We start from the raw sequence: 12915 nt of genomic DNA, 5'->3' as shown, positions 1-12915 counted from the left end.
TACGGTATGAACCGTAGCAATGCTACAGCAGAAGGTACAATATGTAGCGCAAGGATTGCGGGCCCGGCGGCATGGGCCGCGGGACGAGGCGCGGGCGCTCTCACCCTGGACGCCGGCCAACAAGTTGTGACCACCGGTCAGGGGGGTGCGGTTCACCGCTGCCGCGGGAGACGATGGACCACGACACCCGGGGCGGACACCCGGTGGAGAGGGGAGCATGTGATGAACCGTGACGCCGTCCGGGACCGCGGGGCGAAGCTGATGAACCTGGCCCATCGGGTGGTTCTCACCGTCAGCGGTAATCGGGTTCTGGCCAAACCTTTCGGGATGCCGGTGGTCGAACTCCACACCGTGGGCCGCAAGTCCGGTCTGCCGCGGTCCTGCTATCTCACCGCGCCGATGCACGACTCCGAGCGCGTCATCCTGGTCGCCTCGAAAGGCGGTGACGACCGCAACCCGGACTGGTACCGCAACCTGCAGGCCAACCCCGATGCCGAGCTCGTCATCGACGGCGCCCGGCGAGTCGTGCACGCGCGCACGGCGACCGTAGACGAGCGAGCCGAGTTGTGGCCGCAGATCGTTGCCGCCTACCGCGGGTACGGGCAGTATCAGACCCGGACCCAGCGGGAGATTCCGGTGGTCATCTGTGAACTGCGGAGCTGATCGCGCCCGGGTCCCGGTGGGATCCGGCTCGAGTCAGCGCCCCAACGCGGAGACGACCGCGGTTGCCGTCGCCTTCGCCGAACCCGGGTTCTGTCCGGTCACCAGCCGCCCATCGGTGACGACGTGGGAGGCGAACGGGATCAGTCCCTTGCGGTAGCGGGCGCCGCGTTGTTTCATCTCGGCTTCGGCGTTGTAGGGCACCAGCTTGGTGACCCGGGCCAGCACCTCCTCGATCCACGCGAACCCGGTGAGCTCACGCCCGGCGACCAACAGGGAGCCGTCGGAGAGTCGGGTGTTGAGCAGACCGCAGTAGCCGTGGCACACCGAGGACACGACGCCGCCGTGCTCGAAGATCTCGCGGGTAATCCGCTGCAGGCCTTCGCTGTCGGGGAAGTCGTACATCACCGCGTGGCCGCCGGTGAAGTAGATCGCATCGAAGTCGGTCCCGTCGATTCCGTCGGGGGAGGCCGTCTCGGCGAGCAGCGCCATCTTCGCCCCGTCGGCCTTCCACGCTTTGGCGCTCTTATCGAAATTGGGGAATTTCAGCGAGCGCGGCTCAAGCGGTACGGACCCGCCCGCCGGGCTGACGATCTGCTGCTCGTAGCCGGCGTCGGTGAAGACGTCGTAGGCGTGGGTCAACTCCGAGAGCCACAGCCCGGTCGGGTGGGTGGGGTTGTCTTCGGTGGGGTTGTCTTCGGGTGGGTTGTCATAGTGCGCGACATTGGTGACGACGTGCAGGATGCGTTTGGCCATAGGTCAAGGATTCCGGCGTCGACGGGTGGGCGCCACCTGCTGGCCATTTCGCACAACTAGATGGCCAGCAAGCACCTGTCATGAGCGGGGCGCCGCCTCTACCCTTGACGGATGCGTTCGGCGCGCACGACAACCGCCTGCCCCCGGATGAGGTCGATGTGAGTACCCACGATGTTCTGCGCTCGCCGGCGGGGCTGGCGCTGCTGGTGGATCTGGGCGTGGAGCACGGCTTGGAGCCGGCCGAGGTGTTGCGGGGGACACCGCTGACGCGGCAGATCCTCGACGACCTCGACGCCGAGGTGCGGCTTCGCGACGAACTGTGCGTCATCGGCAATTTGGTGGACACGCTGCGCGAGGTTGACGGCCTCGGCGTCGAGGCGGGGCTGCGCTGCCACGCCGCGTCACCGGGTATCTGGGGGCTTGCGCTGATGAGTTCGCGGACACTGGGCGAGGCGGCGGCGATGGGGATGTCGCTGGTCTCGCTGAGTTTCTGCCTGTGTCGGCTCGACGTTGCCGGTGATCCCACCGACGGCACGATGCGACTGGTTCTCGACCCGTCGGCGTTGCCGGCCCGCATCCGTCGATTCGCTGTCGAACGTGACAGCACCGGGATCCAGACGCTTCACCGTGACCTGCTCGGGGCCTCCGATGCCCCGATCCGGGTCACCTACACCATGGCCCCGCCCGCCGCGGACATGGTGCAGCGATACCGCGCGGTTTTCGGTACCGAGCCAGAGTTCGATGCGGAGCAGAACTGCCTCATCATCGGCCCCGAAGCGTTGAACCGGCCGCTGCCGCAGGCCAACGACTATGCCCGTTCGTTGGCCGAACGTGAGGCGCGCAACCTGCTCCGGCAGAGATCGGCCCGTGCCGGTGTCGCCGGGGTGTTGCGCGAGTTGATGTTGACCAGCCGGTCACCGGCGGTGCCGCTTGACGACGCCGCGCGTCAACTGGCCGTCAGCCCGCGCACCCTGCGCCGGCACCTCGCCCGGGAGGGTGCTTCGCTGCGGGCCCTGCAGGACGAGGTGCGCGAGGCACTCGCCGAGGAGATGCTCCGCGACCCGGACCAGTCGGTCGCCCACATCGCCGAGCGCCTCGGCTACCGGCAGGTGTCGAGCTTCACCCAGGCATTCCGGCGTTGGAAAGGTGTTGGTCCCCGCGACTACCGGCAGGCGAACAACCAGAGCCGCGACGACAATGATTGACCTGCATGCGAAAAGGTCGGCGGCGAGTCTGGCGGTGATGCTGGACTGGGCGGCCGGTCAAGGGGTGACACCACAACAGTGTCTTGCCGGCACCGCGACGACACCGGCGCTCGTGCGCAGACCGGCCGCTGAGGTCAGCGGTGAGCAAGAACTCACCGCCATCGCGAACATCCTGGCCGCCGTGGGGGACCGGCCGGGGCTGGGACTGCAGGCCGCGGCGCACTATCCGATCACCGCCTTCGGCGTCTGGGGATACGCCATCCTCACGAGCGCGACCTTGGGTGAGGCGATCGATGTCGCCGTCAGATTCGTGCGCCTGAGCTATGCCTTTTGCGTCTTCGAGACGCGCCGGCTCGGCGACGAGCTGTCGATCGTGATCGATGCGCGTGCCGTCCCGGCAGCGGTGCGCCGGTTCGTGGTCGAACGTGACGCCGCGGCGATTCCGACCCTCTACCGGGAGATCTTCGGTGAATCCCCGCCGCGGCCGGCCCGCGTGGCGTTCGCTCTCCCGGACCCGGGTCCCGACCTCGGCATCTACGAGCAGTTCTTCGGCACGGCACCGGTGTTCGACGAAGCGGAGACATCGGTCACCCTGTGTGCTGCGCAGTTGAACGTCGCCCTGCCGCAGGCCAGCCCCCACACCGCCAAACTCGCCGAGCAGCAATGCCGGATGCTGCTCGAACGGCGTGAGGCCCGGACCGGTCGTGCCGGCGTGGTGCGTGACCTCTTGCTGGCTGATCCCGCTCACCCCCCGAGCTTGGCGCACGTGGCGCAGCGGCTCGCCACCAGTTCCCGCACGCTGCGTCGGCAACTGGAAGCGGAGGGAACGTCGTTTCGTCGTCTGCTCGACGAGGTGCGCCATCACCTCGGTACGGAGTTGCTCCGCAACGGCATGACTGTCGAGCAGGTGGCGGGACGTCTCGGATACACCGATGTGAGCAACTTCTCCCACGCCTTTCGGCGGTGGCGAGCGGAGAGCCCACGCGACTATGTGGCCCGGGAGAACACGACCAGTCCGTTGCGGGGGACCGCGACGTGGCACCGCAGATGAAGGGATGACGAACATGCACGCGATCACGCTCGACGGTTTCGGCGATCCAGACGTCATGGCGTGGACCGAGGTCGACGATCCAGGGCCCCCGGGCCCGGGTGAGGTGACCATCGACGTCGTCGCGGCCGGGGTCAACCGTGCCGATGTGATGCAACGTCAAGGGTTCTACCCGCCCCCGGCGGGGGCCAGCGAGACGCTCGGGCTGGAGGTCTCCGGGGTCATCGCCGCCGTGGGCGCGGAGGTGACGGGCTGGTCCCCCGGGGACGCGGTGTGCGCGCTGCTGGCCGGCGGTGGGTATGCCCAGCGGGTGACCGTGGCCGCCAGCCAGGTGCTGCCGGTGCCGGCGGGGGTCAGCGTCACCGCCGCTGCGGCGTTGCCGGAGGCCGCGGCGACCGTCTGGTCGAACGTGATGATGGCCGGAGGGCTGCAGCAGGGGCAAACGCTGCTGATCCATGGTGGGGGAAGCGGGATCGGCACGCACGCCATCCAGGTGGCTCGCGCGATCGGCGCCGCGGTGGCGGTGACCGCCGGGTCGGCGGCCAAACTTCAGCGCTGCCGCGAACTCGGGGCCCAGACCCTGATCAATTACCGCGATCAGGATTTCCCCGCGGTGGTCAACGCCGAGCACGGCGGCGCCGACGTCATTCTCGACATCATGGGCGCCAGCTACCTCGCCAAGAATGTCGAGGCCCTCGCCGAGAACGGTGACCTGACGATCATCGGGCTGCAAGGCGGGGCCAGCGCTGAACTCGATCTCGGCGCGATGCTGTTCAAGCGGGCGTCGCTGCACGTGACCAACCTGCGTCGGCGACCCGAGCGGGGGTCCGGCTCCAAGGGCGAGATCATCAGCGAACTGCGGGACCGGCTGTGGCCGCTGATCGCCGAGGGAGCGGTGGGACCGGTCGTCGGCGCGGAATTCCCGATCACCGAGGCGGCCGAGGCGCACCGACTTCTGGATTCCGGCGAGACCGTCGGCAAAGTACTGCTGACCATTCCCGACCGAGCGGCAACCGACCCCAGCTACAGGACGAGGTGACCGTCATGGCACCGCAGCTCACCGAGGTCGAGTTCGCTGGCCATACCGTCAAGGTTCCCAAGGGCGGGTATTACGACCGCTACCGGTCGAACCCGGACCTCGACGAGGTGGCGCACGATGCCGCCGTGGGAAACATCGACTGGTTCCGCCGTATACCGAAGGTCCAGGTGGAATCCCGCGTCGGGCCGATCTGGGCGCCGAACTTCTATTACCGCGCGAGCATCGTGCAGGCAACCATGCTCGCGCCGTTCGACCGACTCGCCGCGATGCTTCCCGAACCCCTTGAGCCGCTGCGAGCGTTTCCCGGTTTCGGGGTGGTGGCCCTAACTTTTTTCAGCTACGCGGTCTGCGACAACGACCCCTACGACGAAGCTTCCGTGGCCGTCGTCATCCGGAAGCCCGGTCACAAGGGAGCGGTGAGCAGTCTGCTGCCCGAGGTTGAACTGGTCAGCGCCTTACGGCGCAGAAAGTTTTACGCTCACGTGTTGGCACTGCCCGTCACCACCGAGATCGCCCGGGTCCGCGGCGTCGAGGGATATCAGTTGCCCAAGTGGCGCACTGACATCAGCCTGGACCTCGAGGACGGCGTGCAGGCCGAAATCGCCGGTCACGCAGGCCAACCCGATGTGAGCCTGCATACGCCGCGACCGGAGTTCACCGATGTGCCGTCACAAACCCGGATGGGAACCAACACGATGATCCATCTGGTCGACGGGCGATGGCACCAAACCTCGGTGCAATCGAACACCTTGTCCTTCGCCCAGCGGAGCCTGCCGCGCGACGTCACCCTCACCAGGCGCGGCGGCCCGCTCAGCGACCTGCTCGACGGACTCGGCGCCGCCCGAATCCTCAGTCTCGACGTCACCGAACACGCGCAACTCGTGCTGCACTTACCGCGTCCGCTGACCATCGCCGGTTAGCTGTCGCGCCCCCGTCGCACCACGGTGTGACCCGCTTGCTGCGCGGGCGCTAATGTCGAGGTCGTGCAGCGGAGCGATGTTGCGTGGTCGAACACGAAGAGCCCATATCCACAGGCTTGCTGACACGGGGGCGGTAGCTCAGTTGGTTAGAGCCGCGGACTCATAATCCGTTGGTCCCGGGTTCAAGTCCCGGTCGCCCCACACTGTTCCTTGGCTCGCCTGCCAGCATGACCTTTCAGTGGCGAGTCAGTTGGTCGGTTCGCACGCGATTCCATCGCCCTCACGGTCAAGGCCGTAGATGTCTTCACCGACGACATACACCGGGCCAGACACGTACTCAGGACCATTACCGTTACCGCCTGCGCAGTCCACGTCGCTGGCAATCGGAACACAGGCGCCCTCGTAATTGGGGTCGCAGTCAGGTCCGTGTTGCAACGGCATCGGATCGGCGTTGGCTGCTGGAGCAAAGGCGAGCACGAGGACATAGGCAATTGCCGCCATTGTTAATTTCCGCACAACGGCAAAGGTAGCTCAACCAGTGCCGCCTTTGTGCTGATTCGACCCACCCGGGATGGCACCGACCCGTGAATCCGACACGTCGTCAGCCGTCGGCGTCACCGACCCGGACCGCGGTGACCGCGAAGCGTTCCACGTCGGTGACGTGCCCGCCGGTCGAGGCGACCAGGGTGAGCACCCCCGGCTGCGCGCCGCGCGCCGTCACGCGCGCCGACCAGCGGGAATTCTCGCCACCGGCCGGGGCGCAGGAGAACTCGCCGAGCGGCTGCGGTTGGGTGCTCTGACGGACCTGCAGATGGATGCACTCATCGACGCCGGTGATGACACCGCCGGCCTCGATCACCGGGCCGGCGACACTGCCGTAGGCGGGGGTGTCGAGGGTCAGAACCTCGTCGTCGGTGCCGACGACCTGCCACGGCGCCTCGGGCGTGGAACCGAAGCGGGCCAGGTGGATCGTCGCCGCCGGTGCCGGCGAGTGTCCGGGCACCGGGTAGCCCAGTGTCACCCAGGTCTCCATGCTGGGGCGGGTGGGGCTCTCACGGGTTTCGACGACCTCGTCGACTTCGGAAAACCCCAGGTAATCCGTGGTGAACCGGCGCGCGGTATCGGCCGCGTCGGCGTGCCAAGCGGTCTGCTCGGTAGGGCCCTCCCGGCGCCAGCGGTCGGCCTCGGCTTGGGAGTTGAACGGCCACAATGGGGGATAGGCGAACGTGTCCGGGGTGTCTGCGGCCGCCGGCGGCAGCGCCGGGGCGAGCTCACGCCCGGCAGGACCTGGTGCCCACAGCAGACCCGTCGCCACCGCGACGACGACGACCGCCGCGGCGGCGAACGATCGCACCGACGTGGCCATGTCCGGCATGCTAACCACCGGTTGCGCTGAGCGCGCTCGATGGTCGCAGCTGCGCCCAAAAACCCGCCCTTTAGCTGCGGATTCGACAACAGGGCAGGGGAACCCGCAAAATTAGTGGAGTGAACTTCGAGTTATTTCTCCTGATTATCGTGGTAATCACCGCACTCGGGTTCGATTTCACCAATGGTTTTCACGACACCGGCAACGCCACCGCCACCGCGATCGCCAGCGGTGCGCTCAAACCCAAGGCGGCTGTAGCACTGTGCGCGTCGCTCAATTTGATCGGCGCGTTTCTGTCCACCCAGGTGGCGGCCACCATCGCCAAAGATCTGGTGGTCACCCATCTGGTGACGTTGGAAGTGATGTTCGCCGGGCTCATCGGCGGGATCGTCTGGAACCTGATGACCTGGCTGTTCGGCATCCCCTCGAGTTCGTCGCACGCCCTGATCGGCGGGGTCGTCGGCGCGATGATCGTCGCGGTCGGAATCCACGGCGTGCTGTGGGGCGGGGTGGTGTCGAAGGTGCTGATACCGGCGGTGGTGGCGGTGCTGGCTGCGGTGATCATCGGCACCGTGGCCACCGCCCTGGTGTATCGGCTCACCGCCGGGCTGTCGCGTAAACGCACGTTGCGGGAGTTCCGCCGCGGCCAGGTCTGTTCCACCGCGCTGATCTCGTTGGCCCACGGCACCAATGACGCCCAGAAAACGATGGGCGTCATTTTTTTGGCCCTCATCTCCTACGGCGCGGCCAGCAAGACTCAGACCCTGCCGCCGATGTGGGTGATCGTGTCGTGCGCGCTGGCCATGGCCGCGGGTACCTACCTGGGCGGATGGCGCGTGATCCGCACTCTTGGCAAAGGACTCGTCGACATCGAGTCTCCGCAGGGGATGGCCGCAGAAACCTCATCGGCGTCGATCATCCTGCTCTCCAGCCACTTCGGTTACACCCTGTCGACCACCCAGGTGGTCACCGGGTCGGTGCTCGGCGCCGGGGTCGGCAAACCCGGCGCCGGGGTGCGGTGGGGTGTGCTGCGCGGCATGGCGGTGGCCTGGCTGATCACCCTGCCGCTGGCCGGGGCGGTCGGGGCCGCCAGCTACACCCTCATCCACCTCATCGGCGGCTATGCGGGCGTAGCGGTTGGCATGGCCGTGCTGCTGACGGTCGCCGGCCTCATCTGGCTGAAGTCCCGCAAGGTCCGCATCGACCACACCAACGTCACCGCCGACTGGGGAACCAGCCTCACCGACGGTCTCGGTGTCGACCGCGGACCGATCCCCGCTCCCGACGTCCTGGTTGACGAGCCGGGGGTCACCGATCCGATCCGCGCCTAGGAGCGACCCGCCATGACCACTTGGTTCGACTACGTCGCCACCGCCAAAATCCTGTTCTTCGGGCTGCTGGCCGGCGCTACCCTGCCGGCGCTCTTCGCGCTCGGCGTACGCCTGGGGCCGGCCGGTGCCGGCGAGCCGGGGTCAGAGCCGAGCCGCCCTTCCACCCAGACGGTGCTGCGCTGGGCGGTCTTCGCCCTGCTGGCGGTGATCGTCGTCGCCGGGGTGCTGTTCATCGCCCGCGACTTCATCGAGCACCGCATCGGCTGGCAGTGGGACGATTGGAACGACTGGGACGACGTCTTCGATTTCGACGACTGACCGCAAGGAGCCGACGATGCACCGCCACCGTTACCGCGCCGCGGTGCTGCTTGCCGCGACGCTGAGCAGCCTCACCGCCTGCACGGGCACCGACGAGGCGGGCACCGCACCGCCTCCGGCGTCGAGCGCGTCGGACGTCGCCGCGGCACCGGACTTCGACCAGACCGCGCTTGCTGTGCTCGATGAGGTGGTGCGCGAAGACTGCACCGCGGTGCACGCCCGCTTCGACGACGCCATGAGCAACGAGTTGTCCGCGCGGAAACTGTGCGATGCCTGGTATGCCTACCAGGACGAGTTCGGCGCGTACCGGTCGCACGGAACGCCGGAGCCGGCCACCCGCGGGGAGCTGACAGTAGTCAGCGTTCCGCTGCAAATGGCCCGCCGCGACGGTGAATTCCGGGTGACGTTTCACCCCGATGACCGCATCGCCGGGCTGTACTTCCTGCGCACCGGGGTGCCGATTCCGCCGGGTTGAGCCGAACAGGAGCGCCGATCCACCGTCGCTCGTCGCCCCGGGCGCGGTAGGTGCCTATGCTCGGTCTATGCGCGAGGAGAACGGTCGTGGCGACGTGGCCATGATCGGGGCGAACCTGGAATCTGACACCGATGAGTTGGCGCGCCGAGTGGTCACCGCCATCCGAGCCGAGATCGACTTCTACCGCAGCAACTGCATCATCGATGATGCGGAATTATTCACTGCGGCAACGGACCTCCTCACTTCAGTGTCGTCGGCGCTACGAGCGGACACACCGTTTGACACATCACAAGCCGAAGAGATCGGTCGGCATCGTGCGACAGTCGGCGTGCCGTTGACCGCGCTGATGGATGCGTTCCGCATCGCGGGGCACCACCTGTGGGCGGCGACGGTCGAGGTCGGCGACCGGCACCCCGAGATCCCTCATGCGGCGGTGTTGACGACCAGTTCCCGGATCTGGGAGGCCCTGGACCGCTACACGGAAGCGATGACCTCCGCCTACCACGCGCAGGCCACCTACCAGGTCATCGAGAACGCCGCCGAACGTGCAGCCCTGGTCGAAGCGCTGCTACAAGGCAGGCCCCTCGATGATTACGGCGTGTGGGAGGTCGCCCAGTTACTCGGCATTCCCGCCACCGGCCCCTACGTCGTCGTGGCCGCCGAACCCCGGCGGGTTGGCCAACACGCGTTGCCGGGGGTGGAGTCGATGTTGCGCAGTGTGGATGTCAGCTCTGTGTGGAGGTTGCTCCCCGACGTTCAAATGGGTGTCGCCCATATTGTTTCGGACACGGTGATGGAGAAGACCGTTGCACTGCTCGGACGGGCGGCGACAAGCAGTGTCGGTGTCAGTCCGCGGTATCAGAACCTGACCGACACCGCCCGATCGCTGCGGTATGCGCGGGTCGCAATGGCCTCCGATCAAGAACCGGGCCACCATGTCACGGTTTTCGACGATTCCGTCCTCGGGGTCGCCGCCGTCAGTGCGCCCGACGTGACACAGAAGCTCGCCGACATCGCCCTGGGGTCGTTCCGCGATCTACCCGCCGACGAGCAACGCACGCTTCGTGACACCTTCACGGTGTGGCTGAACAACGACGGTTCGGTGGCCAGGGCCGCCGAACAGCTGTTCTGCCATCCGAACACCGTCCGTAACCGGTTGCGCCGAATCGAGGAACACTCCGGGCGCTCGATCGATATCCCGCGCGAGCTGGCCGAGTTGTGTCTGGCCTTCGAGGTGGTCAAGAACTTCACCCGGATCGGCGCCGAGCCGGCGCCGTAATCGCCACGGCCCAAGGCGGGCGGACCCGATCACCGCCGCGTGGTGCAAGTACACGCAGCGGTGATCGGCCCGTCGCGGCTGGACGCGTTAGCCGCGAGCGTGCAGGGGGCCGTGCCCGGGCCAGTGGCGCGGTGGGCTGCCGTCACAGGGCGTTGACCGCGCTGCGCAACCGCAGGGCTTTGCCGATCTGCAGGACACCGATCGCAACCAGCCAGGCGCCGGCCACGATCGCCAGGATCACGATCGAACTGAACGGGTATGCCAGCAAGATGAGACCGCCGAGAACGGTCACCACACCGGTCGTGATCTGCCAGCCACGCCCGGGCACCTCCGGATGATCGACGGCCACGCCGACCTCTGCCACGCCTTGGAAGATGAACCCGACCCCGATCCAAATAGCCAGGAACAACACCCCGGAGCCGTCATCGAAGTCGCGGAAGGTCAGCACCCCCAACACCACCGAGAGCGCACCGCTGATGAACAGCATCGCCCGCGTCCCGACGGACTCGCCGATGCCGAATGCGGCGACGATCGACACGACCCCCGAGACCAACAGATAGACGCCGAAGAGCACAGCGGCCACGGTGATCGACTTGGTCGGCCACACCACGGTGATCCCGCCGAGCACCAGGGCTGCGATACCCCACACCAACGCGGTTCGCCACAACGCCTGCGCCACGGCGCCCGGCGCGCGCGTTTTTGACGTCAATGCAACATTCATGAAGTCCTCATCGAGTTGTTTATGACACTTCTAGCTAATTAGATAACAGTCAATAAAATGAGCTAGTAATTAAAGTTCATCCGTGTTTATCCTATGTCGTTCACTCATCCGCCCGGCTATTCCCGCGTACACGATGTGGCTCCTGACGTTGTGGGCGGGCACAACGCGGGCCCCGGGTGCGGCCTCGCCGTCGGTGGGTCGGCCGATCCCGGCGATCGGGGTGAGCTGTGGGCCGCCGCGGTAGTCACGGCGGCCCACAGACCCAGCGTTTCCCGACGGGATCATCGGTAAACCGCGCTCAGAGCGCCGGCTGACCCGGGGTTAGCGACCGGCCGCAGCGTCGTCGGCCTCGGCCTGGGCGAGCTCGGCTTCCACGGCGGCCCATTCGGCGACATCGAGGAAGTACAGGGCAAGTGCGGCCGCTGCTTCGGCGTCCTCGGCGGCTCGCTCGGCAGCCCGCTCGGCCTTGCGTTCCTTGCGCCGCGACTTCAGTGTCTCGATCTTCTCGTCGCTGGTGGCCTTCAAATCCCGCCACCAGTTCTGGGCGGCGTCCTTCTTGTCGCCCACACCGGTCTCGAACGCGTTCAGGTCGCTGCCGATGGTGGACTCCAACTCGTCGCGTCGCTTCTGCAACTCGGTGCGGTTCTTGTCGCGCAACGCGACCGCGGAGTCCTCGATCTTTTTGGTCCGGACTGCCAGGTCGGACAACACTTGCGACAGGGGTTTCATCTACAGCGTTCCTTTCACAGCACGCACCCGGCAGGATTTATCCGGGTGATTAATTATCATTCGCGACCATATCAGCAAATGTAAATTCCTGCGAAACAATCGCAACGGCACGCGGCGCCGCGGGTTCGATAAGCCGCGGGTTCTCTTGGTCATCGCCGGAAATGTCCCGGCGCTCGGACCCGGGCGCCGGTGGCGAGAAGGCGGTGGTTAAGCCGCCGCCGAGGCGGCGTGCTCGTCGATCAGGCGGGCGAGTTCGGCGGGAGCCTCGTCGGGGATCCAGTGGCTCACCCCGGGCAGGGTCACCAGCCGCCACGGGGCTGCGACGAACCGCTCGCTGAGCTCGTGGCCCTTCACTCCCACCGCGGTGTCTCCGTCACTCCACACTTGCAGGGTGGGCACCGTAATCGGTCGGCGCAGCGCCGCCATCGAGGGCAGGGACCACGGCAGCGCCCGGTAGTAGTTCAGCGCTCCGGTCGCGGTGTCGCCCTGCTGCATCATCTGGATGTCGCGGCGTGCCGCCGCCGGTGACTGCCCGGTGCGGGTCAACATGGTCTGGAAGAACCCGTTTTCTTTGCGCATCAACCGTTCTGGCAGCCACGGCAGTTGAAACATCCCCATGTACCACGATTTCGCCAGCTGATTGCTGCGCAGCATCGACAACACGAACGCCGTCGGGTGCGGCACTGACACCGCGGTCAGCGAGCGCAGCCGCTGCGGGTGGGTTGCGGCGACACCCCACGCCACCGCAGCGCCCCAGTCGTGTCCGACCAGGTGCACCGGTCCGGTGCCGGCCTGATCGATGAGTGCTGCGATGTCATCGGCGAGTTCGGACAGTCGGTAGTGGCGCCGGCCCCGCGGGGTCGCCTGCCGTGAATAGCCGCGCTGGTCGGGGGCGAAGGTGCGATAACCGGCACTGTTGAGCCGCTCGGCCACCGCGGCCCACGACGACGAGTCCTGCGGGAACCCGTGCAGCAGCACCACCGGCGTCCCGTCGGCCGGCCCGGTGTCGCGGACCCGGAACGACAACTCGCCGCGGCGAAATCCGGTCATGCGGATGGCATCGGTCAT

General features: G+C 67.0%; 15 protein-coding genes and 1 tRNA gene. 10 read left to right on the top strand and 6 right to left on the bottom strand.

The annotated features are described in order from the left end of the window. Positions 1 to 222: 222 nt before the first annotated feature. Entirely contained in the window at positions 223 to 663 is a 441-nt protein-coding gene (locus B8W67_RS02335; protein ID WP_069391518.1) for a nitroreductase family deazaflavin-dependent oxidoreductase, read from the top strand. A gap of 33 nt (positions 664 to 696) precedes the next feature. Here the strand turns inward: B8W67_RS02335 and B8W67_RS02330 are convergent, their stop codons facing one another. After that, positions 697 to 1416, bottom strand: a complete 720-nt coding sequence (locus B8W67_RS02330) for a type 1 glutamine amidotransferase domain-containing protein (protein ID WP_069391517.1) — start codon at positions 1414 to 1416, stop codon at positions 697 to 699. Between the two features lie 158 nt (positions 1417 to 1574). On the opposite strand from B8W67_RS02330, the gene B8W67_RS02325 reads away from it, so the two are divergent. The 5 genes from B8W67_RS02325 (at position 1575) to B8W67_RS02305 (ending at position 5829) form a co-directional block, all read left to right on the top strand. Then, positions 1575 to 2621 carry an AraC family transcriptional regulator gene (locus B8W67_RS02325; protein ID WP_234793842.1) on the top strand — a complete coding sequence of 349 codons (1047 nt, stop codon included), beginning with the start codon at positions 1575 to 1577 and terminating at the stop codon, positions 2619 to 2621. Further along, positions 2614 to 3672 (top strand): AraC family transcriptional regulator, encoded by a 1059-nt coding sequence (locus B8W67_RS02320; protein WP_069391516.1) that lies wholly within the window; start codon positions 2614 to 2616, stop codon positions 3670 to 3672. The genes B8W67_RS02325 and B8W67_RS02320 overlap by 8 nt, the downstream gene beginning before the upstream one ends. 13 nt (positions 3673 to 3685) lie before the next feature. Further along, positions 3686 to 4708 (top strand): NAD(P)H-quinone oxidoreductase, encoded by a 1023-nt coding sequence (locus tag B8W67_RS02315; RefSeq protein WP_069391608.1) that lies wholly within the window; start codon positions 3686 to 3688, stop codon positions 4706 to 4708. 5 nt (positions 4709 to 4713) lie between these two features. Then, entirely contained in the window at positions 4714 to 5628 is a 915-nt protein-coding gene (locus tag B8W67_RS02310) for an acetoacetate decarboxylase family protein (protein ID WP_069391607.1), read from the top strand. A gap of 127 nt (positions 5629 to 5755) precedes the next feature. Then, positions 5756 to 5829 (top strand) — tRNA-Ile (locus tag B8W67_RS02305). Positions 5830 to 5874: 45 nt separating this feature from the next. On the opposite strand, the gene B8W67_RS02300 is transcribed toward B8W67_RS02305, so the two are convergent. Together B8W67_RS02300 and B8W67_RS02295 are read right to left on the bottom strand one after the other, a co-directional pair. After that, on the bottom strand, positions 5875 to 6129 hold the full coding sequence (locus B8W67_RS02300; protein WP_084228582.1) for a hypothetical protein: 255 nt from the start codon (positions 6127 to 6129) through the stop codon (positions 5875 to 5877). Between the two features lie 100 nt (positions 6130 to 6229). Continuing rightward, positions 6230 to 6994 carry a hypothetical protein gene (locus tag B8W67_RS02295; RefSeq protein ID WP_109561692.1) on the bottom strand — a complete coding sequence of 255 codons (765 nt, stop codon included), beginning with the start codon at positions 6992 to 6994 and terminating at the stop codon, positions 6230 to 6232. A 119-nt stretch (positions 6995 to 7113) separates the two neighbouring features. On the opposite strand from B8W67_RS02295, the gene B8W67_RS02290 reads away from it, so the two are divergent. From B8W67_RS02290 to B8W67_RS02275, 4 genes are all read left to right on the top strand, one after another. Then, positions 7114 to 8325 (top strand): inorganic phosphate transporter, encoded by a 1212-nt coding sequence (locus B8W67_RS02290; protein ID WP_084228578.1) that lies wholly within the window; start codon positions 7114 to 7116, stop codon positions 8323 to 8325. A 12-nt stretch (positions 8326 to 8337) separates the two neighbouring features. After that, a complete protein-coding gene (locus B8W67_RS02285; protein WP_069391515.1) occupies positions 8338 to 8643 on the top strand; it encodes a hypothetical protein in 306 nt (101 codons plus the stop codon). A gap of 16 nt (positions 8644 to 8659) precedes the next feature. After that, a complete protein-coding gene (locus tag B8W67_RS02280) occupies positions 8660 to 9118 on the top strand; it encodes a DUF3887 domain-containing protein (protein ID WP_069391514.1) in 459 nt (152 codons plus the stop codon). A 67-nt stretch (positions 9119 to 9185) separates the two neighbouring features. Further along, positions 9186 to 10397 (top strand): PucR family transcriptional regulator, encoded by a 1212-nt coding sequence (locus B8W67_RS02275; protein WP_163797004.1) that lies wholly within the window; start codon positions 9186 to 9188, stop codon positions 10395 to 10397. A gap of 142 nt (positions 10398 to 10539) precedes the next feature. On the opposite strand, the gene B8W67_RS02270 is transcribed toward B8W67_RS02275, so the two are convergent. The 3 genes from B8W67_RS02270 to B8W67_RS02260 form a co-directional block, all read right to left on the bottom strand. Continuing rightward, a complete protein-coding gene (locus B8W67_RS02270) occupies positions 10540 to 11118 on the bottom strand; it encodes an HdeD family acid-resistance protein (RefSeq protein WP_069391513.1) in 579 nt (192 codons plus the stop codon). Positions 11119 to 11439: 321 nt separating this feature from the next. Continuing rightward, the gene (locus tag B8W67_RS02265; RefSeq protein ID WP_085302087.1) at positions 11440 to 11847 is read right to left on the bottom strand and encodes a hypothetical protein; all 408 of its coding nucleotides are present in this window, start codon (positions 11845 to 11847) and stop codon (positions 11440 to 11442) included. 207 nt (positions 11848 to 12054) lie between these two features. Further along, complete coding sequence (locus B8W67_RS02260) at positions 12055 to 12915, bottom strand: alpha/beta fold hydrolase (RefSeq protein WP_069391511.1); 861 nt, start codon at positions 12913 to 12915, stop codon at positions 12055 to 12057.

This window comes from Mycolicibacillus koreensis, from assembly GCF_002104795.1.
Classification (GTDB): Bacteria; Actinomycetota; Actinomycetes; order Mycobacteriales; family Mycobacteriaceae; genus Mycobacterium; species Mycobacterium koreense.
This window is presented reverse-complemented; position numbering and strand designations above follow the sequence as displayed.